The organism is Micromonospora sp. CNZ297 (assembly GCF_007827625.1).
Genome location: NZ_VISU01000005.1, coordinates 293,063 through 316,719, shown reverse-complemented (window position 1 = coordinate 316,719; position 23,657 = coordinate 293,063). Strand labels below are relative to the sequence as shown.

21 protein-coding genes are annotated in these 23,657 nt (G+C 72.8%); 11 read left to right on the top strand and 10 right to left on the bottom strand.

All coding sequences use genetic code 11. The features are described from left to right. The 3 genes from FB454_RS34850 to FB454_RS12570 form a co-directional block, all read left to right on the top strand. Positions 1–220, top strand: a 220-nt coding sequence (locus FB454_RS34850; RefSeq protein ID WP_222433927.1) for a hypothetical protein, incomplete at its 5' end; no start/stop codon positions are given. A 255-nt stretch (positions 221–475) separates the two neighbouring features. Next, a complete protein-coding gene (locus FB454_RS12575) occupies positions 476–682 on the top strand; it encodes a hypothetical protein (RefSeq protein ID WP_013283647.1) in 207 nt (68 codons plus the stop codon). A gap of 201 nt (positions 683–883) precedes the next feature. Next, positions 884–1,462, top strand: a complete 579-nt coding sequence (locus tag FB454_RS12570; RefSeq protein WP_013283646.1) for an LURP-one-related family protein — start codon at positions 884–886, stop codon at positions 1,460–1,462. A gap of 54 nt (positions 1,463–1,516) precedes the next feature. On the opposite strand, the gene FB454_RS12565 is transcribed toward FB454_RS12570, so the two are convergent. From FB454_RS12565 to ssd, 7 genes are all read right to left on the bottom strand, one after another. Continuing rightward, the gene (locus tag FB454_RS12565) at positions 1,517–1,909 is read right to left on the bottom strand and encodes an Rv3654c family TadE-like protein (protein WP_457113271.1); all 393 of its coding nucleotides are present in this window, start codon (positions 1,907–1,909) and stop codon (positions 1,517–1,519) included. Between the two features lie 8 nt (positions 1,910–1,917). After that, the gene (locus FB454_RS12560; RefSeq protein WP_186461588.1) at positions 1,918–2,292 is read right to left on the bottom strand and encodes a TadE family type IV pilus minor pilin; all 375 of its coding nucleotides are present in this window, start codon (positions 2,290–2,292) and stop codon (positions 1,918–1,920) included. A gap of 116 nt (positions 2,293–2,408) precedes the next feature. Then, on the bottom strand, positions 2,409–2,576 hold the full coding sequence (locus FB454_RS12555) for a DUF4244 domain-containing protein (protein WP_013283643.1): 168 nt from the start codon (positions 2,574–2,576) through the stop codon (positions 2,409–2,411). 23 nt (positions 2,577–2,599) lie between these two features. Beyond that, positions 2,600–3,328: a type II secretion system F family protein gene (locus FB454_RS12550; protein ID WP_145822968.1), complete on the bottom strand. Its 729-nt coding sequence runs from the start codon at positions 3,326–3,328 to the stop codon at positions 2,600–2,602. Beyond that, positions 3,328–4,236: a hypothetical protein gene (locus FB454_RS12545; RefSeq protein ID WP_145822967.1), complete on the bottom strand. Its 909-nt coding sequence runs from the start codon at positions 4,234–4,236 to the stop codon at positions 3,328–3,330. The genes FB454_RS12550 and FB454_RS12545 overlap by 1 nt, the downstream gene beginning before the upstream one ends. Beyond that, positions 4,233–5,444, bottom strand: a complete 1,212-nt coding sequence (locus FB454_RS12540; RefSeq protein WP_145822966.1) for a TadA family conjugal transfer-associated ATPase — start codon at positions 5,442–5,444, stop codon at positions 4,233–4,235. Before FB454_RS12540 ends, FB454_RS12545 begins: the two co-directional genes overlap by 4 nt. Further along, the gene (ssd, locus tag FB454_RS12535; RefSeq protein ID WP_071098907.1) at positions 5,441–6,544 is read right to left on the bottom strand and encodes a septum site-determining protein Ssd; all 1,104 of its coding nucleotides are present in this window, start codon (positions 6,542–6,544) and stop codon (positions 5,441–5,443) included. The genes FB454_RS12540 and ssd overlap by 4 nt, the downstream gene beginning before the upstream one ends. A 247-nt stretch (positions 6,545–6,791) precedes the next feature. Between ssd and FB454_RS12530 the strand changes: the two genes are divergently transcribed. The 3 genes from FB454_RS12530 (at position 6,792) to FB454_RS12515 (ending at position 9,638) form a co-directional block, all read left to right on the top strand. Beyond that, positions 6,792–7,487: a VHL beta domain-containing protein gene (locus FB454_RS12530; RefSeq protein ID WP_013283638.1), complete on the top strand. Its 696-nt coding sequence runs from the start codon at positions 6,792–6,794 to the stop codon at positions 7,485–7,487. A gap of 42 nt (positions 7,488–7,529) precedes the next feature. Next, a complete protein-coding gene (locus tag FB454_RS12525; RefSeq protein ID WP_145822965.1) occupies positions 7,530–8,498 on the top strand; it encodes a phosphotransferase in 969 nt (322 codons plus the stop codon). A 333-nt stretch (positions 8,499–8,831) separates the two neighbouring features. After that, a complete protein-coding gene (locus FB454_RS12515) occupies positions 8,832–9,638 on the top strand; it encodes an HAD family hydrolase (RefSeq protein WP_013283636.1) in 807 nt (268 codons plus the stop codon). Positions 9,639–9,651: 13 nt separating this feature from the next. Here the strand turns inward: FB454_RS12515 and FB454_RS12510 are convergent, their stop codons facing one another. After that, entirely contained in the window at positions 9,652–10,398 is a 747-nt protein-coding gene (locus tag FB454_RS12510) for a Fic family protein (RefSeq protein WP_013283635.1), read from the bottom strand. Between the two features lie 222 nt (positions 10,399–10,620). Here FB454_RS12510 and acs point away from each other — a divergent pair, with 222 nt between their 5' ends. The 5 genes from acs (at position 10,621) to FB454_RS12485 (ending at position 19,956) form a co-directional block, all read left to right on the top strand. Continuing rightward, a complete protein-coding gene (gene acs / locus FB454_RS12505) occupies positions 10,621–12,609 on the top strand; it encodes an acetate--CoA ligase (protein WP_013473573.1) in 1,989 nt (662 codons plus the stop codon). A gap of 232 nt (positions 12,610–12,841) precedes the next feature. Continuing rightward, complete coding sequence (locus FB454_RS12500; protein ID WP_225319751.1) at positions 12,842–15,625, top strand: immune inhibitor A domain-containing protein; 2,784 nt, start codon at positions 12,842–12,844, stop codon at positions 15,623–15,625. Between the two features lie 356 nt (positions 15,626–15,981). Continuing rightward, a complete protein-coding gene (locus FB454_RS12495; protein WP_030274498.1) occupies positions 15,982–18,384 on the top strand; it encodes an immune inhibitor A domain-containing protein in 2,403 nt (800 codons plus the stop codon). Positions 18,385–18,554: 170 nt separating this feature from the next. Then, positions 18,555–18,893, top strand: a complete 339-nt coding sequence (locus FB454_RS12490) for a hypothetical protein (protein WP_145822964.1) — start codon at positions 18,555–18,557, stop codon at positions 18,891–18,893. Between the two features lie 130 nt (positions 18,894–19,023). Further along, positions 19,024–19,956, top strand: coding sequence for an alpha/beta fold hydrolase (locus tag FB454_RS12485; protein ID WP_013283630.1), 933 nt, complete (start codon positions 19,024–19,026; stop codon positions 19,954–19,956). 1 nt (position 19,957) lies between these two features. On the opposite strand, the gene FB454_RS12480 is transcribed toward FB454_RS12485, so the two are convergent. After that, entirely contained in the window at positions 19,958–20,323 is a 366-nt protein-coding gene (locus FB454_RS12480) for a hypothetical protein (RefSeq protein ID WP_013283629.1), read from the bottom strand. Further along, a complete protein-coding gene (locus FB454_RS12475; RefSeq protein WP_030274500.1) occupies positions 20,320–23,511 on the bottom strand; it encodes an SseB family protein in 3,192 nt (1,063 codons plus the stop codon). Before FB454_RS12475 ends, FB454_RS12480 begins: the two co-directional genes overlap by 4 nt. Between the last annotated feature and the right edge of the window lie 146 nt (positions 23,512–23,657).

Here is a 23,657-nt window from a genome sequence, read left to right as displayed (position 1 = left end):
GGAGGCGGCGGCCGGCCCGGAGGCGGCGGCCGGCCCGGAGGCGGCGGCCGGCCCGGAGGCGGCGGCCGGCCCGGAGGCGGCGGCCGGCCCGGAGGCGGCGGCCGGCCCGGAGGCGGTGACCGGCCCGGACTCGGGCGGCCCGGAGCGCGGCGAGGTGTTGCCCCGGCAGGACGACCGGGCGGCCCGCCCAGCTCAGGCGGCCGGTGCCCCACCCGCCTGACCGCACCGGGCCGGTTGGGGCTGCCCGCCGCCACTTCGGGGAGGTTGCGGTATCGACAGGTGCTGGACCCCGCCACTTCCCCGAACTGGTGTCGATCAAGCTGGGCCGTGCGGCTCCGCGGGTGCCCAGGTGTCTGGTTGGTGGGACGGGTGCATGAGGGTAGAGCCGGCGGGGCATTGATGTATGGGAGCGCTTCCATGCATCATTTCGGTAGCGCACAGGTGACCCGAGACCCGTCCCGCCGGAGGTGCCGCCGTGGCCGACACGATCGCCGAGACCGTCGAGCTGCTCTACACCATCGACCAGGAAAACCTCACGCCCGACCAGCAGATAGCGCTGGGCACCGCGATGGCCACGCTCGCCCAGGCGGAACGGCTGGAGCAGATCAACGAGCGTCTGCGCGGCATCCATCAGGTGCTGAACAGCTGGGCGATGAAGGCCACGGTCGACGGCGGCCGCTGACCTTGCGTCCCGCCTCCACCTCCGGCCCGCGGTCGCGCAGTCCCGGCCCGCGCCGGTCACGGCAACGGCGCCATGCTTCGCCTCATGCCACCGTGCGGCTCCTGCGTGCGGGCCCGTCCGTCCAGGCAGCGGTGGGTGCGCTCGGGCGAGCGGTCGTCGGCCCGCTGTGCAAGACTCCGGCGACCCCTCGAAGGAGAGCCCATGTCGCCCGACAACCTGCAGGCCCAGCACCGGTTCATCATCCGTCAGCGACTCCGGATGATGGTCAACCAGTACGAGGTGCACTCGGTCGCGCCCGACGGCTCCGAGGGTGGGCTGCTCGCGTTCGCGCAGCAGAAGCGGCTCGCCTTCAAGGAGCAGGTGACCATCTACACCGACGACTCCAAGCAGTACCCCCTTCTCGGCTTCAAGGCCCGTCAGCGGCTCGACCTCGGCGCCACCTACGACGTGACCGATCACGCGGGCAACCCCATCGGGCTGTTCCGCAAGGACTTCGCCCAGTCGCTGCTGCGCTCGACGTGGCACGTCGAGCAGCCCGGCCTGCCGCCCGCCACCGGGCAGGAGCGCAGCCTGCCGGTCGCGCTGCTGCGCCGGTTCGTCGACTCGCTCTCCTGGCTGCCGTACCACTTCGACTTCATGGCCGGCGGCCAGCCGGTGTTCTCGGTCGACCGGAAGTGGGGTCTGCGGGACCGGTACAACGTGGAGATCCAGCACCCGCAGATCGACCGTCGGCTGGTGATCGCCATGGCGGTCGGACTGGACGCCCTCCAGTCCCGCTGACCTGCGGCACTCGGGCCCGGCCCGGCTCTCGGTTCCGGCACTGGCGTCCGCCCGTCAGGACCGGGCCGGGCCGGCCCGGGACGTCGCGACGGCGTCCCGGGTCAGCCCCGGCAGCGGTGCGACGCGTACCTGCGCCGTGACGATCAGGTCCAGTCCGTCGGCCCGGCAGCCGGTCATCCGGCCGCCGTTGGCCGAGACCAGGTCGGCGGCGCGAGCGCACGCGACGTCGGCTCCGTCGAGCACCTGCACGGCACCGGCCAGCGCCCCGAAGTCCGCCGCGTTGCGGGCCTGATGCCGCGCACACCGGGCCGCCCCGAGCGCGGCGCCGAACACCCCGACCAGCACGAACACCATTCCGATCGCGAGCAGGCACACGGTCGCGCCGCCCCGGTCGGCCTGAGGCGTACCGCCGGCTGACTTCCTGCGCTCCCCGCTCTCCACGGGCACGCCGGCTCTCACGGCACCGGCCCCGGCGCTCCGGGTTCCACGGCGGCCACCGCCTCCGCCGCCACGACCAGCCGGGGCAGCCGCGTACCGAACGTCCGGACCGGTGCCCGGACCGTCGCCGTGACCCGATCGCCTGTCACAGTCACCGACACCTCGGCGCCGTCCGGGGCGTACCGGGTTGCGGCAACCGTGCCGGGCTCGCCCCGGGCCGCCGCGAGCGCCGCCTCCCGGGCCGCGTCGACACAGGCGACCCGGGTACCCACAGCGTTCACCGCGGTCAGACCGGCGACGAGGAGCAGCATGAGCGCCGGCAGGCCGGACGCCAACTCGGCGGTGAAGGAACCCCGCTCGCACGCGACCCACGAGAGCCACCGGCGCCGCACCTCCCCGGCCCGGGTGCCGACGGCGTCCCGGGTCGAGCCGGGCTCGGTCGACACGTCGAGTGGGACTGCTGGTTCGTGGAGCCACCCACCACCACGGCCGGCCCGCCGGCGCCCGATCACTTCAGGGCCCGGTCGATGACGGCGGTCAACGCGGACTGCACGTTGCCGGAGGTGAGCACCTTCAGCAGGATCCCGGCGAAGGCGACCGCGGCGAGGGTGCCCACCGCGTACTCGGCGGTGTTCATACCGGCGTCACCCCGCAGGCGGGTGAGGAGCTTGCGCATGTCGTACGTCCCTTCTCGATGGTTCACAGCACGTCGCCGAGCACGGCGACGATCACCGGCACCAGACCGGCGAGAATGAAGGCGGGCAGGAAGCACAGCCCGAGCGGCAGCACGATGAGCACGCCCGCGCGGCGGGCCGCCGCCTCGGCCGAGGTCGACCGTTCGGCACGCAGGTCGTCGGCCAGCCGGGTCAGCGCGCGAGCCAGTGCGGCGCCGCTGTTCGACGAGCGGACCGCCGCCGCGACCACGGGTTCGGCCCCGGTGACGCCTTCCAGGTGCGCCCAGGCCTCGCCGGGGCTGCCTCCGAGCCGTAGCGTCCGGCCGACCCGGCCGAGCCGGTCCGCGAGTGGCCCGCCGAGCGCCTCGGCGACGGCGAGCACCGAGCGGTCGACCGGCGCGCCCGCCCGCAGCGCGGCCGCCAGCAGGTCCGCGGCGAGCGGCAGGTCGGCGGTCTCCCGCAGCCGCCGTTCCCGGGCGGCGCGCGGCTCGATCCGGCGTAGCAGACGGTCGGCGGCGGCACCGGCCAGCAGCCCGAGGAACACGCCCGTGACACCGCCGACCACCACCGCCACCGCGATTCCGGCCAGCGCTGCGCCGAGGCGTACCCGATCCGGCCACCACGCCGGGCGAGTGGGCGGCGGCGTCGGAGCGAGCCGGCGCAGCCGCCGTGCCGGGCGGACGACCGGACCGGCGGCGACCAGGAGCGACGCGGCGCCGCCGAGACAGACGGCGGCCAGTACCTGCCGTGCCATCAGGCGGCCCGCCCGGGCGTGACGCCGAGTCGCTCGGCCCAGAGCAACCCGCCGACCTGCAACACGACTGCCGCCACCGCACTGCCGGCACCCACCGGCGTGTGCAGGAGCACCGCCACCGGGTCCACCCCGATGCCGTAGCCGAGACCTATGCCGCCGAGCGGCAGCGCGGCGAGCAGCCACGCGGTCGCCCGAGCCCCGGCGGCCTGGGCGGCGGCAGCGGCAAGGCCCCGGTCGGCGGCGCGGGCGTCGGCCTCGATCCGTTCCAGCAGATCGGCCAGCGGCGCACCCGTCTGGTCGGCCAGCCTCCCGGCGGCCCGGGCCAGCCGCGCGACGCGTCCCGGGCCGTCGTCGACACCGCCGTCGACGGGTAGCCCGGCCCGCAGGTCGGCGGCGACGGCGGCGAGGCGGTCGAGATCGCGGCGGTGCGCGAGGGTGGCCGTCCGGTGGGTACGTCGGCGCAGCACCGCCCGGGCCGCGAGCACCCCGTAGGTGGCGAGCACCAGGGCGGCCACCGGACCGCCGAGCAGCGCCCCGGTCACGGCCCCGCACAGCGCCGCCACGGGCAGCACGCGTCCGGCGGAGAGCGGCAGCGCAGGAGCCGATGCCGGAGAGGGTGTCACCGGAGCCGGCACGAGGCCCGTCCATCGCCGCACCTGATGCCCGACACCGGGTCGACGCCGTTCCCGGCCCCGGCCGGGAGGCCGTGCGGACGCCTTCGGCCCGGCGTCGAGCGGACGTCGTCGCAGGTCCGGGGATGCTGGACGTGCGCCCTTCACCCGCTCGACCGGGATGTCCGCACTGCCCAGGACCGCCAGCCGCCGGGCGCGAGCGGCCCGTACCGGCCAGGCGACGGCGACCGCCGCAGCCACCAGGAGCAGGACCGCCGGCCCGAGGTGGCCGGTCACGACGGTTCCGCCGGACCGGGCCACGCCGCCTGGAGGATCGGCGGTACCGGCGCTCCCCGCTCCCGCAGCAGGCCGGCGAGCAGCCGGGCCGCCGGGGCAAGACCCCGGCCGCGCGCCCAGGCCGGAACCACCGTCACCACCCGGTCGGGCCCGTCGGGCAGCAGCAGGCCGATGGAGTCGAGGACGCGCCCCTCGCCGGTACGGCGGAGCTGGAGAACGACCTGCAACGCGGCGGCGACCTGGGCGTGCAACGCGAGCCGGGGCAGGCCGCCGAGCATCCCGAGCGCCTCCAGCCGGGCCGGAACGTCGGCCGGGGCGTTCGCGTGCAGCGTTCCCGCCCCGCCGTCGTGGCCGGTGTTCAACGCGGCGAGCAGGTCGACCACCTCGGCGCCCCGGCACTCGCCCACTACCAGCCGGTCCGGCCGCATCCGCAGCGCCTGCCGGACCAGGTCGCCGAGCCCGACGGCTCCGGCGCCCTCGACGTTCGCCGTCCGGGCCTGCAACCCGATCACGTGCGGGTGCACCGGTCGCAGCTCGGCGGCGTCCTCCACCAGCACGATCCGCTCGGTGCCGGGTACCAGCCCGAGCAGCGTGTTGAGCAGCGTCGTCTTGCCGGATCCCGTGCCGCCGCTGACCAGGTACGCGAGGCGGGCCGCCACGAGTGCGGCGAGCAGCGGGGCGATCGGCTGGGGCACCGTGCCCCGCTCGACGAGTTCGTCGAGGGTGAACGGCCGCTGCCGGAAGGTACGCAACGACAGGTAGGGCCCGTCGGTCGCCACCGGAGGCAGCACCGCGTGCAGCCGGGTGCCGTCGGGCAGGCGCGCGTCGGCGTACGGGGAGGCGTCGTCGAGCCGGCGACCGGCCGCCGAGGTGAGGCGCTGCGCCAACCGGCGTACGTCGTCGAGCGTGCCCAGCGGCACGGCGACCTGCCGTAGCCCTCGTCCCCTGTCGACCCAGACCCGCACCCCGTTCACCAGCACGTCGGTGACCTGCGGGTCGGCGAGCAGCGGTGCCAGTGGACCGGCGCCGACCAGGTCGTCGTGCACCCGGTCGGCGATCCGCAGCAGCGTGGTGTCGCCGAGCACCGCCGTCGCCGGTTCGGCGCGTACCGCGGAGACGATCGCCGCGGGCGTGACCGGGGTGGCCTCGGCGGCGAACCGGTGCCGGACCCGGGCGGCCAGGTCCCCCGGGTCAGCCGGCGCGGTCATGCCGCACCCGCAGCCGACGACCCGACCAGCTCGTCCACGATCCGCTGGCACAGCGCGGCGAGCGGCCCCTTCCCGCTCGCGCCCGGCGCCTCGCCCCGCTCCAGCCCACGGCACAGCCCCGGCTCGGGTCGCAGCGTGCCGGCCAGCGGCAGCCCCAGCGCCCGGGACACCTCGGCCGCGCGCAGCCGGCCGGGCGCCGGACCACGCACGATGACAGAGAGGTCGACGCAGTGCGGCGCGGCGACGGCGGCGACCCGGGCCGCGGCGGCCGCCGCCCGCAGCTCGGCCGGTACGACGAGCAGCGCCCGGTCGGCGGCCTGGAGCGCGACCACAGCCGCGTCGTCGAGATGCCGGGGCAGGTCGAGCACGACCAGGTCCCGCCCCCGGCGGCCGGCGTCGACTGTGGCGGCCATCGCCTCGGCCGGCAGGTGCCGCAGGTCGCCCCGGTCCCAGGAGAGCACCACCAGGTCGCCCCGGCTGGGCAGCGCGCGGATCAGCGACGGCGGGTCGACCCGCCCGTCCGTGCCGGCCAGCTCCGGCCAGCGCAACCCGTCGAGCTGCTCCCAGCCGAGCACCAGGTCGAGACCACCGCCGAGCGGGTCGGCGTCGACGAGCAGCGTGCGGAGCCGGGACCGGGCCGCGCTGACGGCGAGCCCACCGGCAAGCACGCTGGCTCCGGCGCCGCCCCGGCCGCCGAGCACAGCCACCACCCGGCCCTGACCCGGGCCGGCCGGACCGGCCACGCACTCGGCGAACCGGTCGACCAGCCAGGGCTCGGCCGCCGGCAGCGTCGCGACGTGCTCCGCGCCGATGAGTTCGGCCAACTCCGTACCCGGATCGAGCTCTCCGGAGCGACCGACCAGGACCGTGCGGGCGCGGCGGGGAAGGCGCGCCCGCAGGCAGGCCGCCGCCTGGTCGGCACCGATGAGCACCAGCGGCGCCGGCGCCCAGCGGGCCCGGGCGGCGGCCGGGTCGGCCGCCAGCTCGACCTCGGTGCCGCCGGCCGCCGCGAGTCGCAACAGCTCGTCGAGAAGGTCGCCGTCGGAGGTGACGAGCAGGGGCAGGCGACGGTACGGCGGGAGCGGGGTACGGGGCGGCATGGCGGCCTCCATCGGTCGGACTCGGACGTGCCGCGGTGCAGCCTGCCCGGCCGAGGGATGCGGGACCGGTGCCCTGTGGACAACGGAGGGCGTTGTGGACAGACCTCGGTGGCCCGGTTGATCTGCTATGTGCCGGAGACGGAGGCAACGAGTGGCCCGTCGGCCATTGACGACAGGGATGATCAGTAGCGGATAATCGGGGCCCCTCGCCGCTCGATGAACGGCACCGGCTTGCGGAATCGAGGCCATGACCGATTCACCGCACCCCCTCACGCCCCCCTCGGTACGACCCCACTCGCGGTCCGCCCCAACGGCCGGCGGCGAGATCTGGCTCCGCGATCCGTCGCCGACGCTGCTCGCCGCCATCGCCATCGGGCTCGTGGTCGTGGTGCTGGCGAGCATCGTCAGCGTCTTCGCCACGCCGCGTCGCCCCGACCTCCCGCCGCCGCTCGAGGGCCAGGCGATCCTGGCGTCCCCGACGAGGGCGGGGTCGGTGACGGAGACGCCCGCCGAGTCCTACGCGCCGCCGTCGGTGTCGTTCTCCAGCCGCGCCGTCGCGCCCAGCCGCACCGCCGCACCGACCCGCCGCCCCACCCCGAGCAGCCGGCCGACCTCGCCGAAGCCGTCGATCCCCCGGTCGAAGCCGCCGGTGGTCGGCCCGGGGGAACTGGCCCCGCTACCGGCCTCGCGTGAGTCGCGGCTGCGCTCGCACGGCGGTGGCCCGTCGACCTTCATCGACTTCGTCAACAGCCACGGGTCGACAGTCGTGGTCCACTGGATCAACTACGACGGCCGTCGACAGCAGTACGCGGTGCTGCGGCCCGGGCAGTCCTACCGGCAGCAGACATACGTCGGTCACCCGTGGGTCGTGGCCGACGAGCGGGGCCGAGGCTTGGTGTGCTTCGAGCCGGACCGGCAGACGCTGCGCGCGGTGATCCGGTAACTCCCTTGCCCGGCCCGGCCGGCGGCTGCGACGCTCCGCCGGGTGATCGACAAGCCGGACATCGACGAGCGGCTGCTGGCGGCCGAGGTCGCCGCCGCCTGGTCGGTGGACGTCGTCGACCTGGCGTTCATGCCGGTCGGCCTCGACGGGCACGCGTGGGCGTACCGGGTGGAGACGTCCGACGGCGGGCGCTGCTTCCTGAAGGTACGCCGCGGCGACTTCACCCCGGCCGCCGTCCTGCTGCCCGGCTTCCTCCGGACGCAGGGCCTCCGGCAGGTGGTCGCGCCGCTGGACCTTCGCCTCGATGGCGGGGTTGCACGTCGGTTCGGGGACTACCGACTACTGCTCTACCCGTTCCAGGACGGCGACAGCCTGTGGGGCCGCGGTCTCACCGACCGCCAGTGGACCGAGTACGGCGATTTCCTGGGCCGGCTGCACCGGGTCACGCCGAGCGCTGAGGTAGCAGCCGTCCTGCCGGTCGAGACGTACCGATCGAGCGCGGGCGACCGACTGCGGACCCTCGGCGGGCAGGCCGCAACGAGCGAGGTCCTGGGCGCCTTCTGGAAGCGGTACGGTGCCGCGCTGCGCCGGTTGGCGGAGACTGTCGACGACCTGGCGTCGCGCGTGACGCCGGGACAGCACGTCATCTGCCACGCCGACATCCATCCGGGCAATCTCATCGCCGACGGCGACGGGACGCTGCACGTCGTGGACTGGGACGCGCCGATCCTCGCGCCGCGCGAGCGGGATCTGATGTTCGTCCACAGCGCCGACTTCGGCGAGCACCCGATCGACGCGCACCGGGCTGAACTCTTCCGCGAAGGCTACGGGGCGCTGGAGCCGGACCCGGTCCTGCTGAGTTACTACCGCGGCGAACGGCATCTCGACGATGTCGCCGCGTTTCTGGGCAGCATCCTCGGTCCCGAGGCGAGTGCGGAGTCCCGGGCCAACGATCTGCACTGGCTCATCCGCATCGCCGAGGCGGTCGCCGACCCCGGCTACGCGCCCTGAGTTGACGCGGAACGCTCGTCCCGGAAAGGGACGACCCCCGTCGGGGGGAGACGGGGGTCGTCTTGTGGTTCGGCTCCGGGGGGGTCGAGCCGAACCGACTCAGCGGTTACGGGGGGTGCAACCGCCGAGGCCCATCGACGCCGGGTCTGCGAACTCCCGCCGCGAGGACAAGCATGCCGCAGTCGACCCTTATACGTCGAGTGTTGTTCACTCCACGCAAAGCTAAATTCATCGATAGCTGCCTGTGACCGCCGTCACTCCACCGGGTGCTCATCGGCTTTCGCGACCCGGGCGGACGCCTCCGCGCCTTCCGTCGGGCTAGACTTTCGCGCCGTGGGCCGCAGCGCCGCTTTCTTCGATCTCGACAAGACCGTCATCGCCAAGTCGAGCGCCCTGGCGTTCGGTCGGCCGTTCTACCGGGACGGGCTGATCACCCGGCGTGACGTGGTCAAGTCGGCGTACGCGCAGTTGATGTTCCGGCTGGGCGGCACCGACGAGCAGACCATGGCCCGCACCCGGGACTACCTGGCCACGCTCTGCAAGGGCTGGCCGGTGGAACAGGTCCGCCAGATCGTCGCGGAGACACTGCACGAACTGATCAACCCCTACGTGTACGCCGAAGCGGCCGCCCTCATCGAGGAGCACCAGGCCGCCGGGCGGGACGTGGTGCTGGTCTCCGCGTCGGGCGACGAGATGGTCCGGCCGATCGGCGAGCTGCTCGGGATCACCGACGTGATCGCCACCCGGATGGGCGTGGTCGACGGCCGGTACAGCGGCGAGGTCGAGTTCTACGCGGCCGGTCCGAGCAAGGTCGAGGCGGTCAGCGAACTGGCTCTTGAGCGGGACTACGACCTGGCCGACTCGTACGCGTACTCCGACTCGTACTCTGATCGGCCGCTGCTGGAGTGCGTGGGGCATCCGACGGTGGTCAACCCGGACCGGGCGCTGCGCAAGCTGGCGGTGGAGAACGCGTGGCCGGTGCTGGAGTTCCGGCACCCGATCCCGCTGGGCCGCCGGCTGCGCGAGCGACCGGCGGTGCCGGTCGCGGCGGCGGCGCTCGGCGTGGGCGTCGGCGTGGCCATCGGCATCGCCTGGTACGGCCGGCACCGGCGCACCCGCGCCGCAGCACCCACCGCCTGACACCCCGCGCGCGTCAGGACGCGGCGAGGATCTCGTCGCCGATCAGCGTGATCTGGTCGGCGCCGACCTCCACCGCGCTCATGTAGTGCCGCAGCCAGGAGCGCAGGCCGTCGGGCGTGCCGGTGGCGAACGCGCCGGCCGCGCCCACGTACTCCGGTTCGCGCTCGCGGTGCCCGACGTCCACCGCGACCAGCCCGCGGGGGTCGAACCCGGTGGAGATCAGCACCAGCCGGGCGGCGGCGCGGGCCACCACCCCGGACGGGCCCGGGAACGGGCGCAGGTTCAGCAGCTCGCCGTGTACGACGGCGGCCAGCACCAGCGGTGGCACCTTGGTGCCGCCGGCGACGAGGGCGGCCAGGCCGTCGAGGCGGGCCGCGACCACCGGGTCGGCGACCGGGCGGCCCAGTTCCTCCTCGGTCACCACGTCGCGGGCGGCGAGCACGTGCAGCCGGGCCATCACCTGCCGGGGAGCCTTGGGCCAGAGGTCGCTCAGCCCGGGCAGCGCCCCGGCGACCCGGAGCGCGCCCTGGAGCACCGGGTCGGTGACGGTGCCGGCGCGTACCTCCTCGCGGTCGTGAACGCGGCCCTCCAGCGCGGCGCTGGCCACTGCCGAGCGGAGGCTGACCTCGGCGGCGACCTGGCCGCCCTGGCGGCGCAGCGCGCGGTGCCGGTGGGCCAGGTCGACCCGCTCGCGGGCCTGCTCGACGGCGGTGGCGACGTCGGCGAGCGCGAGCAGCGGGGCGAGCGGATCGGTGGTCACCCCGTCACGCTAGCGACCGCCGGGCTCCTCCCAAGCCGGGGGTTGTTAATAAGGGGCCCTTCCTCTACCGGAGGCGTTAAGAAGGGGCCCTTCCTTGCACCTCGGCGCGAGGGAAGGGCCACTGGGCGCGCGGTGAGGGGCCGGGCGGTCGCGAGCGGGGTACGGCGGGACTAACCTTCCCCGGAGTAGGAGACGCAGGTCACGCGACGAAGGAGTCACCGCATGAGCGAGGCATTGGCCAACTTGCTGAACGAGACGCGCCAGTTCCCGCCGCCGGCTGAACTCGCCGCGAACGCCAACGTGACCGCCGAGGCGTACGAGGAGGCGGCCGGGGACCGGCTGGCCTTCTGGGAGCGCCAGGCCGGCCGGCTGGCCTGGGCCCAGCCGTGGGAGCAGGTGCTCGACTGGTCGAACGCCCCGTTCGCGAAGTGGTTCACCGGGGGCAGGCTCAACGTGGCGTACAACTGCCTGGACCGGCACGTCGAGGCGGGCCTCGGCGACAAGGTGGCGATCCACTGGGAGGGCGAGCCGGGCGACACCCGTACCGTCACCTACGCCGACCTGCACAAGCTCACCTGTCAGGCGGCGAACGCGCTGACCGAGCTGGGCGTGACCGCCGGTGACCGGGTGGCGATCTACCTGCCGATGATCCCGGAGGCGGCGGTGGCGATGCTCGCCTGCGCCCGGATCGGCGCCACGCACAGCGTGGTGTTCGGCGGCTTCTCCGCCGACGCGCTGACCAACCGGATCCAGGACGCCAGCGCCAAGGTGGTGATCACCGCGGACGGCGGCTTCCGCCGGGGCAAGCCGTCGGCGCTCAAGCCGACGGTGGACGAGGCGGTGGCGAACTGCCCGTCGGTCGAGCACGTGCTGGTGGTCCGGCGTACCGGTGAGGAGGTCGCCTGGTCGGCGAAGGACCACTGGTGGCACGAGACGGTGGAGACGGCGTCGCCGGAGCACGAGGCGCAGGCGTTCGACGCCGAGCACCCGCTGTTCATCCTCTACACCAGCGGCACGACCGCCCGCCCGAAGGGCATCCTGCACACCACCGGCGGCTACCTGACCCAGACGTCGTACACCACGCACGCGGTGTTCGACCTGAAGCCGGAGACGGACGTCTACTGGTGCACGGCCGACATCGGCTGGGTGACCGGGCACTCCTACATCGTGTACGGCCCGCTCTCCAACGGCGCCACCCAGGTCATGTACGAGGGCACGCCGGACACCCCGCACAAGGGCCGGTTCTGGGAGGTCGTCGACAAGTACAAGGTGACCATCCTGTACACCGCGCCGACGCTGATCCGCACCATGATGAAGTGGGGCGAGGACATCCCGGCCGGGTACGACCTGTCGTCGCTGCGCCTGCTCGGCAGCGTCGGTGAGCCGATCAACCCGGAGGCGTGGATCTGGTACCGGCAGCACGTCGGCCGCGGCGAGCTGCCGGTGGTGGACACCTGGTGGCAGACCGAGACCGGCGCCATCATGATCTCGCCGCTGCCCGGCGTGACCGAGGCGAAGCCCGGCTCGGCGATGAGCCCGCTGCCCGGCATCGTCGCCGACGTGGTCGACGACCAGGGCCAGTCGGTGCCGAACGGCGGCGGCGGATACCTCGTGCTGAAGGAGCCGTGGCCGTCGATGCTGCGGACGATCTGGGGCGACGACAACCGGTTCCTGGAGACGTACTGGTCCCGGTTCGGCGCCGGTGCGAACACCGGGGACGAGTGGGTCTACTTCGCCGGTGACGGCGCGAAGAAGGACGACGACGGGCACATCTGGCTGCTCGGCCGGGTGGACGACGTGATGCTGGTGTCCGGCCACAACATCTCCACCACGGAGGTGGAGTCGGCGCTGGTCAGCCACCCGTCGGTGGCGGAGGCGGCGGTGGTGGGCGCGACCGACCCGACCACCGGCCAGGCGATCGTCGCGTTCGCCATCCCGCGCGGCAGCGCGGAGATCTCCGGTGACGCGGGCGAACAGCTCATCGCCGAGCTGCGCAACCACGTGGCGAAGACGCTCGGCCCGATCGCCAAGCCGCGGCAGATCATGCTGGTGCCGGAGCTGCCGAAGACCCGCTCCGGGAAGATCATGCGCCGGCTGCTGCGGGACGTGGCGGAGAACCGGTCGCTCGGCGACGTGACCACGCTCCAGGACTCCTCGGTCATGGAATTGATCTCGTCGGGGATGAGCGGCGGGAAGTCCGACGAGGACTGACGTCGACCGACGACGAGGGGGCGGGCCGCCGGACGGTCCGCCCCCTCGTCGCATCCGGGATCCGCGCCGGTCGATCGGGGGATCCGGGACTGACCTGATCGGCCAGAGGGCCTGATCAACTCTGTCGATGTCGCTCGTCGTCGGTTACGTTCAGCCAACCGGCGGATTTCGACGAGCGTCACTGAGACGGCCGGTCCCCACCATTCCCTACGAACGGAGTGGCATGCTCCCCATGTCGCAGCACAGGGCACGGCGACGCTTACTCGTCGCGCTGCCCGCCATCGCGCTCGCGGCCACGTCGCTGACCGTGACGGGCAGCGCGGCGGCCCAGCCGGCCCGCTCCGCACCGGTCACGATCGGGGCGGACGAGCACTACATCAACTACGCCGAGCCCGAGGTCCAGCCGGACACCGGCGGCAAGGAGGTCAAGGGCCGCGACGGCGTCTTCTCCTCGCCTGCGGACGAGGCCCGCGCCTACGACCGCAAGTACGCCGGGGGCAACCCGATCGCGGCCCGCGAGCTGGCCAAGCTGGAGGCCAAGTCCATCCGGACCGGCCACAGCCCTCGGAAGATCAAGAAGGCCAAGAGCACGCAGACCGCCAAGCTGCTGACGCTGCTCGTCGAGTTCAACGACAAGGCCAACGACGACTTCACCGACGTGATGGTCCCGAAGACGGTGTTCGAGGACCGCACCTGCGTTCCCGGCACCGTGCAGAACGGGCCGCGGCACAACACGATCCCGAACCCGGCCACGCTGCCGCACAAGGACAACAACTCGATGTGGGTGCCGGACTTCTCTCCGGCCCACTACGACAAGATGCTGTACAGCAAGAAGGGCATCACCGAGCGGGTCCGCAAGGACCTGAAGGGGCCGGACGGCAAGCCGGGCATCAGCCTCGCCGGGCGGACCATGCACAACATGTACCTGGAGATGTCCAAGGGCGCTTACACCGTGGACGGGCAGGCCAGCCCGTGGATCACGGTGCCGCACTCGGAGGGCTGGTACGCCGCCTCGCGCTGCTTCCAGGACGAGAACGGCAACTGGGTCGCCGGGCGTGAGCAGTCGATGAACGGCCACCCGGACAACCCGCAGGGCGCGGGCCGGCTCGCCACCGACGCGATCGACGCGCTGGCCGCGGCCGACCCGAACTTCCCCTGGGCCGACTACGACATCGAGGACCAGAGCGACCGCGACGGCGACGGCAACTACCACGAGCCGGACGGCGTGATCGACCACCTCGTGCTGGTGCACGCCAACCAGGGCAAGTCCCGCGGCGGCGGCGACGTCGGCATCTACTCGGTCTGGGCGCACTCGTCGACCGTGACCGGTGGCTACACGATTCCGGGCACCAACCTGAAGGTGTCGAACTACATCGTGCAGCCGGAGGACGCCGGCGTCGGCGTCTTCGCCCACGAGTTCGGGCACGACCTGGGCCTGCCGGACCTCTACGACACCTCCGGCAACGCCGACTCCGACGTGGACTTCTGGGACCTGATGGCGTCCGGCTCGCACTCCGGCGAGATCTTCCAGGCGCTGCCCACCCACATGGGCCTCTGGGACAAGTGGGTGCTCGGCTGGGCCGAGCCGAAGACGTTCGGGCCGGGTGACCGGTCCAAGCTGGTCAAGCTCGGGCAGACGTCGCGTACGCCGGTCGGCACCGAGGACGGCATCAAGATCGACCTGCCGGACAAGGTGATCTCGCTGGCCACGCCGCACAGCGGCTCGAACATGTGGTACTCCGGTGCCGACCAGAACTGGGCCGACGTCAAGCTCAGCCGCACGGTGACCGTCCCGAACGCCGCTGATGCGAAGTTCTGGATGTGGAACAACTACGTCATCGAGGCGGACTGGGACTTCGGCTTCGTCGAGGTCTCCACCGACGGTGGCGCCACCTGGAGCGAGCAGAAGGTGTACGCCGAGGGCGGCGCGCTGGTCTCCACCAACGACGGCTACGCCGACCCGAACGGCCGCATGGTCGACTTCGGCAACAAGAAGTACGGCCTGACCGGCAGCACGAACGGGTGGCGGCACGACTACGTCGACCTGTCGTCGTACGCCGGGCAGACCGTGCAGGTGCGGCTGCGCTACGCCACCGACGAGGCGTTCGTGGAGCGCGGCTGGTTCGCCGACGACTTCTCGGTGACCGGCGGCGGCGCCACCACCTGGAGCGACGACGTGGAGAGCGGCGCGGCGGGCTGGACCCAGACCGGTGGCACCTTCACCGACACCAGCGGCGCGGGTTGGTACATCGACTCGGGCACCCAGGTGAAGTCGCACTACTACCTGGCCGAGTGGCGTAACTTCGACGGCTTCGACAAGGGCCTGAAGTACACCTACGACACCGTCTACTCGCACGAGGCGTGGAAGGTCGACCGGATCGCGTACAACGCGCCGGGCATGCTGGTCTGGTACCGGGACACCCAGCTCGGCGACGTCAACCACGTCACCGCGCAGATGACCGCGCTGCCCAGCTACGGCGCCAAGGGCGGTCTGCTGATCGTCGACTCGCACAACGACCCGCTGCGCCGCAAGGGCGTCGCGGCCGAGAAGGACCCGTCGGTGCTGAAGAACCTGCCCAGCCGGCCGCAGTCCTCCAACGCCGCGTTCGGCCTGAAGCCGACGTACCCGTTCAAGGAGTGCCTGGAGGCGGCGGACGAGCCGTACAGCGAGTACTGCACGAAGTTCGGCCCGCAGGCTCCGGTGCGCGGCTTCACCGACGCCAAGGGCTGGTACCCGGGCATCGAGATCCGTGACGGCGCCGCGTACGCGCGGGACAACGACGCCTCGGTGGTCGTCCCGTCGCGGGGCAACCAGCAGTACACGACCCGGGTGGTGAACCCGGACGGCACCCCGGCGACGGACTACTACGGTTCGACGCTGGGTGGCGGGGCGATCGTGCTCGGCACCGGCAACCCGGGTGACGCGGGCGTCCAGTACGGCGTCTCGATCATCATCAAGCGGGCCGCCAAGGACAACTCGTACGCCACTGTGTACGTGGTTCCGCCGCGGAGCTGAACCGTACGTTCAAACCGGAACCGGAATGACCGAAAAATGAGCTGAACAGGCTCGATGGGGGAAGGGTCGGGAGCGCGAGCGCTCCCGACCCTTCCGCGTTACCGCTTAATCCATGACTGTCACTGCAATCCATGATCCAGGCATCGCTGCTGGTCAACGGCTCGGTGACAGGCAGGCGTGTGACGGTGAAAAGCATCCCCAACAAAAAGTTGCTACAAATCGACGCACACATCTTCCCACCAGTCGCAGCAGTGTCTATGTTCACCCTTGGTCCCACTAGTGGGACGTTCCACCGGCCCGTACCCCCAGTTGGGCCGGTTCCCTCACACCGGAGGTACCACGTGCGCAAAGTCGCAGTGGGTCTGCTCGGGCTTTCGCTGACCGCGACGGGACTGGTGGCAGGCACGTCCGCCAGCGCCGCGCCGACGCCGAAGTTGCCGGCCGCCGCCCCGTCGGTGGCCGAGCCTGCGCAGGCTGAGCACGACCTGCCCAACCCGCTCGAGGAGAAGCGGCGCGCGCTGCGCCAGGAGGGCCTCAGCGAGGTCCTGTCCGGCAGGGCGAAGGCCCAGAAGATCAACGGCAGCACGGTCGTCAAGGTCGGCGAGCGGGCTGCCGAAGGTGCCGCGGCGGGCAGGTCCGCCAAGAGCACCAAGGCCGGCAAGGGTCCGACCAAGGACCAGTACGTCGAACTCTCCCGCGAGCGGACCGACAAGATCTTCGTCATCCTCGCGGAGTTCGGCGACGAGCGGCACCCGAACTACCCGGACCAGGACACCGACCCGGACACCCCGGGCCCGTCCCGGTTCGACGGTCCGCGCGTCAACCAGATCCCGGAGCCCAACCGGGCGGTGGACAACTCCACCGTGTGGCAGGCCGACTACAGCGCCGACCACTTCCGGAAGCTGTACTTCGGCACCGCCCCCGGTGACGAGTCGGTGAAGCAGTACTACGAGGCCCAGTCCTCGGGTCGGTACAGCGTCGACGGCGAGGTCACCAACTGGGTGAGGGTGCGGTACAACGAGGCCCGCTACGGCCGTTCCGACGGCTACCCGTGCGCCTCGAACGTCTGCACCAACACCTGGGCGCTGGTCCGCGACGCCGCCAACCAGTGGGTCGCCGACCAGAAGGCGCAGGGCCGCTCCGACGCGGAGATCGCCGCGGACGTCAAGGCGATGGACGAGTGGGACCGGTACGACTTCGACGGCGACGGCAACTTCAACGAGCCGGACGGCTACATCGACCACTTCCAGATCGTCCACGCCGGCGGCGACCAGGCCGACGGTGACCCGTACCAGGGTGAGGACGCCATCTGGAGCCACCGGTGGTACGCCTTCGCCAGCGACCAGGGCAACACCGGCCCGGAGAACTTCCCGGCCGGCGGCACCCAGATCGGCAACACCGGCGTCTGGATCGGTGACTACACCATCCAGCCGGAGAACGGTGGCCGGAGCGTCTTCTACCACGAGTACGGCCACGACCTCGGTCTGCCGGACGACTACAACGTGGTCAGCGGTGGGGACAACAACAACGAGCACTGGACCCTGATGGCCCAGAGCCGGCTCGGCGCCAAGAACGACGGCGGCATCGGCGAGCGCGGTGGCGACCTCGGCGCCTGGAACAAGCTCCAGCTCGGCTGGCTCGACTACGAGGTCGTCGTGGCCGGGCAGAAGCGCACCCTGGAGCTGGGCCCGCAGGAGTACAACTCCAACAAGGCCCAGGCCGCCGTGGTGGTGCTGCCGCAGCGGGAGTACACGTTCCAGAACGGCAAGCCGTTCGAGGGTACGAAGCAGTTCTTCTCGGGCAACGACGACGACCTGAACAACACGATGACGCGCACTGTCGACCTCACCGGGAAGACCAGCGCCGCGCTGTCGATGAAGGGTCGTTACAGCATCGAGGCGGACTACGACTACCTGTTCTTCGAGGCGTCCACCGACGGTGGCCAGACCTGGACCTCGCTGGCCGGTACGGCCAACGGCACCCCGCTGAAGGAGATCTCCCCCGGGCGCTACGCCCTGGACGGCTCCAGCAACGACCAGTGGGTCGACGTCAACATCCCGATGGACGCGGTCGCCGGCAACGTCGTGCAGTTCCGGCTCCGCTACCAGACGGACGGCGGTGTCTCCGAGGGCGGCTTCTACGGTGACGCGATCACCGTGACCGCCGACGGCCAGACGGTGCTCACCGACGGCGCCGAGGCCGGCGCGAACGGCTGGACCCTCAGCGGCTTCAGCATCGTCGAGGAGACCTACACCCGTAAGTTCGACAACTACTACATCGCCGGCAACCGGTCGTACGTCTCGTACGACAAGTACCTCAAGACCGGCCCGTACTTCTTCGGCTACGCGAACACCCGCCCGGACTACGTGGACCACTACGCGTACCAGGAGGGTCTGCTGATCTCCTACTGGAACCTCCGGTTCGCGGACAACGACACGTTCGCGCACCCGGGTGAGGGTCGGAACATGATCATCGACGCGCACCCGCGGCCGATCTACAACCTGACCGGGCAGCCCTGGCGGGCCCGCGTCCAGGTCTACGACGCGCCGTTCAGCCTGAAGAAGGCCGACTCGTTCACGCTGCACCTCAACAGCCAGCCGCAGTACATCCGCGGCCAGGCGGCGCAGCCGCTGTTCGACGACACCAAGCAGTACTGGTACCCGGAGCTGCCGAACCACGGCGTCAAGCTCCCGGCCACCGGCACCAAGATCAAGGTTCTGGAGCAGAACGGCACCTCGGTGAAGGTCCGCTTCTCCTGATCCACTGATCGACGCACCACGCGATGCCCGGGCGGTTCACCCGCCCGGGCATCGCCCTTTCCGGGGAACCCGGCGTACCCCACCCGCGTCCCATCCGTTCGACACCCGCACCACGCTGCCGGCCGCTCCGCGATGGCGCTGATCGCCGGCGCGGCCGAGACGGAGGATCCGTGTCCGACGACCACCAGCCGGCCGCGAGCGGCCCCGCCTCGCCCGCCGGCCGCCCCACGCCGCTGTCCGCCACCGACCTGCCGACGCTGCGCCGGCCCGCCGGCCCGCCGAAGGGACCGACTGACAACCGGCCCACGGGCGTCGTCGCCGGCTGGATCACCCGGGGCGGTCCCGGGCCGTGCTACGGGCTGATGGACGAGAACGGCACGGAGTACGCGGTGTACGGCCCGAACGCCGGCGAGCTGCGCAAGGGCGACCTGGTCACGCTGCGGCTCACCGCGCGGGACCGCTCCGTCGACTGCGGACCGGGCATCCCGATGCGGATCATCAAGGAGTGACTAGCGGTATCGGCGCCCTCACGCACCCGGCGGGCGGCCGGGTATGCGGTCCGGGTGACCGCCCGGAGAAATCCCTGATCCTGGTCACCTGCGGGGCCGGTGGGTGACCGGCGGCCCTAGGCTGTGCCCCATGACCGACCAGCGCGGCGGACCCGTCGACGAGTCCTGCGTCCTGCCCGAAGGGCCGTGGACGCACCGGTTCGTCGGCGCCAACGGCAGCCGGTTCCACGTCGTCGAGGCGGGCACCGGCCCGATGGTGCTCTTCCTGCACGGCTTCCCCGAATACTGGTACGCCTGGCGCGAGATGCTGCCGGCGGTCGCCGACGCGGGCTTCCGCGCGGTCGCTGTCGACCTGCGCGGTTACGGTGCGAGCGACAAGCCACCCCGGGGGTACGACGGCTACACGCTCGCCGCCGACGTCGCCGGCCTGATCCGGGCACTCGGTGAGCGGTCGGCCACCGTGGTCGGCACCGGCGCGGGCGGGCTCATCGGCTGGACCGCCGCCTCCTTCCACCCGACCCTGGTCCGGCGGCTCGTGGTGCTCGGCGCGCCGCATCCGCTGCGGCTGCGGGCGGCCATCTTCGCCGACCCGCGCGGCCAGTTCACCTCGGCCACCGCGACGCTGAAGTTCCAGCTCCCCCGCTACGAGCACGTACTGGCCCGGGACGGCGCCGCCGAGGTGGAGGAGATCCTGCGCCGGTGGGGTGGCCCGCGCTGGGTGTCCGGCCCGGACTTCGCCGACTACGCCCACTGCTGCCGGGTGGCGATGCAGATCCCGCAGGCCGCGTTCTGCGCGATGGAGGGCTACCGCTGGGCGTTCCGCTCCGTGCTGCGGCTGCACGGCTACCGCTTCGTGAAGCTGATGCAGAAGCCGCTGGTCACGCCGACCCTGCAACTGCACGGCGCGCTCGACCGGGCCTCGCTCCCCCGTACCGCCCAGGGCTCCGGCCGCTACGTCACCGCCCCGTACGAGTGGCGGCTGCTCGACGACGTGGGCCACTTCCCGCACGTGGAGGCCCGGGACGTGGTGCTCGGCGAGATCCTGCGCTGGGCGAAGTCCTGACTCAGACCCGCTGCTCGCCGAGGTCGGCCACCTCGGCCGCCGGCGCCCAGCCCTGGTAGACGCCGAAGTCGAACGCCTCCAAGCCCATCGCCTCGGCCACCGGCCAGCGCCCGCCGGTGTACTCCAGCCGCAGCCAGCCCTCGTGCTCGGCCAGCACGATGAACGGCTGGCCCTGCCAGGTGCAGGTGGTCCGCACGTACGCCAGATCGTCGACCTCGGCGGCCGGCACCACCCGGACGTACCGGCCGGGGCGCACCTCGGTGAATCCCTCGTCCGGGCCGGGCTGGTACAGACGGATGTCGTCGCCGTCGGGGCTGGCCTGGTACTCCCGCCCCCGCCAGCGGGCCACGTAGCCGTCGCGGCTCACGCCTCGCCCGCCTTCCGCCACAGCAGTTCGTCGGTGTCCAGGACCGCGACCAGCCTGCTGTCACCGTCCGCGCCGACCCGCCACAGCTCGGCGCCGTGCGGGAGCCGGGCGCTGTCCACCTTGAACTCGGCGATCACGTCGCTGCTCTCCCCCGGCGCGAAGCCGTTGCCGCGGAACGGGGACCGCTCGATCACCCAGCCCTCCATCGCCCGCATCGCCGCCTCGTTCGGGCCGCCGTACGGGATCCGGTAGAGGCTCGGCCGGTAGGCGGGCCAGCGCAGCAGGTAGATCTCGTCGTCGTCCGGGGAGAACGGCGAACCGGGGTGGCCGAGGCCGAGCGCGCGGTACAGCTCCGCCGGGGTACGCAGGTGTGCCAGTTCCCCGGCCCGGTGCACGAATCCGGAGACCCGGTCGTAGCCACGCTCCAGGTAGTACGCGAGCTGGCTCGCCGCGATCGCCTTCTGCATGGTCACCGGCCGGTCCGCAGTGGTCGTGGGCGCCTCCGGACGCTGCCGCTCCGCCGGCTGCGGCGCGGCGGCCGGCTCCGGGTCGTCGCCGAGGCCCACCTCGGCCGCCCAGTTGGCGAGCGCGAGGACCTGCTCCCCCGGGTACGTCGCGCCGACCGGGCTGCCCGGGTTGACCCGGAACGACCACGCCACGTCCGGCCACCTGCGGATGAGCTGGACGAACTTGACCCGTACCGTCTCGATCTGGCCCTCGGTGTGCTCGGCCAGGCGTTCCGGCGAGGTGTAGACCGAGACGCACCTCCCGCCGTCGACCTGGTCGGCGTGCCAGACGAAGCCGGGGTCACCCGGCCGGCTGCCGGTGGCCGAGTCGGGCGCGACCGGCAGCAGTACCCGGGCCAACAGCAGGGTGGTGAGGAAGCCGTCGGTGCTGCCGCTGCCCGCGGCGGCCAGCAGGTCCTCCTCGACGTCGTTCGCCGGTACGAACTCGGCGGCCGACTCGTCGCCTGACGGCGGCTCGTCAGTCGTTTCGGAGGCCGCGGGCCCCGCCGTGTCCGGCGCCTGCGTGGACAGCGCCACGGTCGGCTCACCGGGCGCGAACAGCGACGTGGTGACCGGTTCGTCGCCGGTCGCCGGCTCGAAGAGGGACACGGTCGGCTGTTCCGCCGGCACGGGGTCGGACAGCGACGCGGTCGGCTCGGCCGGCGGGCTGGTCAGTGGCGCAGTGGGGTCGTCCGGCGCGGGGTCCGACAGCGACGTCGTCGACTCGGACGGCACCGGATCGAACAACGACACGGTCGGCTCCGCCGGTGCCTCGTCGAACAGCGGGGCGGTCTGCTCGGTCGGGGCCGGATCGAACAGCGAGACCGTCGGCTCGGCCCCATCCGGACCAGCCAGCGGCGCGGTCGACTCGGTCGAGACCCGATCGAACAACGAGACCGTCGGCTCGGCCGACGACGCCGACGACGACGCGAACAGCGGCGCGGTGGCCTCGCCTGCCGGGGGCGGCGGCTCGAACAGCGACGTCGTGGGCTCGGACTCCGACCCGAGCGACACGGTCGGCTCGTCGGGTGGCGTACTCCGGTCCGTCGCGGCGGTGGCCCCGGTACGGGCCGGCGTCGGCTCGGTGAGGTTCACCGTGTCGTCTGCGACCGGCGGGTCCACGGAGAGCGGCATCGTCGGGTCGGTGGTTCCGGCCCAGGGCGTGGCCGCGCCCTCGGCCGGTTCCGCGCGTACCGGACCGGCCGGCTGCGCGGACCAGAGCGGCGCGGGCTCGGTCAGGTCGCGGGCCTCGATGACGGTGCCCTCGATGACGATGGGTGTGAAGTCGCGGCGCGGCGCGGGCGGCGCGGAGACCGGTTCGGCGATCGACGGAGGCAGTTCCTCCGCCGGCTCGTCGATCGTCTCCCACCGCGTGGTCTCGTCCTCGGTGCCGCCCGGCGCGGCCCTCCATCCGTCAGCAGTGGCCGGTCCCGCGTGGGCTGCCACGGCCGGTCCGGCGTGCGTCGCCGCAGCCGTTCCGGCGTCTGCCGGTCCGGCGTGACGGCGGGGCAGCGCCTCGGTGGCGTCCTCGGGCGGGCGGGTCGGCCGGAACGCCTGCGTCGCCTCGTCCGGCCGGGGCACTGGCGGCTCGTCCGGCCGCGCCGCGAACGCGTGGGTCGGACCCTCGCGTACCGGCTCGTTCAGCGGCCGTCGGCGCGGGAACGGCTGCCCGCCGGCGAACCGGGTCGGTGGGGTGGCCCGGTCGCCGGCCCGGCGCGACGGGTCCAGCGGCGACGGGCGCCGGGCCGAACGGCCACCGGACGAGGGCTCGAAGAAGGAGCGGGCCGGCGGCGGAGCGGAGGCGGCCGGCGGCTCGTCGGCCGGTGCAGCCGGGGCGGCGGCGAAGGGGTCCGGCTCGTCCGGGCGGCGGCGCAGGTCGGTGAGCCAGCCGTCGAGGGCGTCCGTATCCGCCTCGGCGCCGGAAGTGGTCCGGCTCGGGACGTCGCTGTCCGCCGCTCGGCGGCGCGGCGGCACGGTGGGCAGTCGCCGTCCCAGGACCGAGGCGGCCCGCATCGGCACCGTGGCCGGCTCGTCGGTCTCCATCAGCCGCTCGTCCCGGCCCGGCGCACCAGCACCAGCACCAGCAAGGGGTGGCACGGCCGGAGGCGGCACCGCGGGTGGCGGCACGACCGGAGGCGGAGCAGCGGCCGGCGGGACGACGGCAGGGGGCACCCGAGCAGGGGTGACGGCGGCCGGCGGGACGGGAACGGCGGGCGGGCGGGGCGCGGCCTCGGGCACCGTGTTCCGGGCTCCCCGGGTGGCGTTCTCCACCCGTTCCAGCCGGGCCCGGGCGCCCATCGTGCGTCCGGGCAGCCGGACGTCGCCCCGGGAGAGCTGAGCCACGTACCAGGCGGGCAGGTAGCCCTCGATCGGCAGCCCGGGGTTGACCGCCAGCCACCACTCGGGGTTCGGCCAGCCGGCCGCCAGGTCCGGGTAGGGGACGCGGCGGGTGGGGCCCGCGTTCTCCCCCAGGCTCGCACGCAGCGCGGCGACGGAGGTGAAGGCCAGCACGTGGGTGCGGCCCCCGGAGGTCCAGGTGCCCCACCCGGCGGTCGGTCCGTTCGCGACCGGAAGCAAGAGATCGACGCGGGTCAGCGCACGGAAGTACTGCTGCTGGTCCTGCGCGCGCAGCGCGTCCCGCATCGCCACCTCGGCCTCGGTGGCCGGCTCCCATCCGGTCACGGCCACCTCTCCTTCCGCGAACAGGCCACAGGCATCGCATACAACCTACAAGGTGGCAGCAAGATCAGGACTTCTGGCCATCGACGGTCGGCCCCGACGTGAGTGAGCCGCTAACATCCCGTTCCGGAGCCGACACGTTACGGAGG